1 pseudogene is annotated in these 308 nt (G+C 46.4%); it reads right to left on the bottom strand.

What is annotated here, in order from left to right:
* Nucleotides 1-185: pseudogene (locus tag OCV88_RS15960) on the bottom strand (sugar ABC transporter substrate-binding protein); the annotation flags it as partial.
* Nucleotides 186-308: the final 123 nt, after the last annotated feature.

The following is a 308-nucleotide window of genomic DNA, read 5'->3' as shown; positions in this document are numbered from 1 at the left end:
TCCGGAAGTTCCACTCCCCACCACTGCTGGAATTTCAGTGTTACATCGCTGGCTGCGGCTTTATCAGAATTTGCTGAACTCTGGTTCGCATCATCCTTTTTGTCTCCGCAGGCTACGAGACCTACCGCCATGGCTCCTACTAATCCTACGGCCAGGCCTCTTTTCATGAGTGTGCTTAATTTCATGTCTTTTCCTCCTTTAAAACATTATATATCAGCCTCACACGGAATCTCCCTCCTTCTTCCACAACCCCTTCGTGAAATTGACGGATTCTTTTCCCTTTTCTGTGTGGAAACTGTACTAATTTG

The sequence above is a fragment of the Brotonthovivens ammoniilytica genome (genome assembly GCF_025566885.1).
Lineage (GTDB): Bacteria > Bacillota > Clostridia > Lachnospirales > Lachnospiraceae > Brotonthovivens > Brotonthovivens ammoniilytica.
The sequence above is the reverse complement of the archived record's forward strand: the minus strand, read 5'-3'. Positions and strand labels throughout refer to the sequence as shown.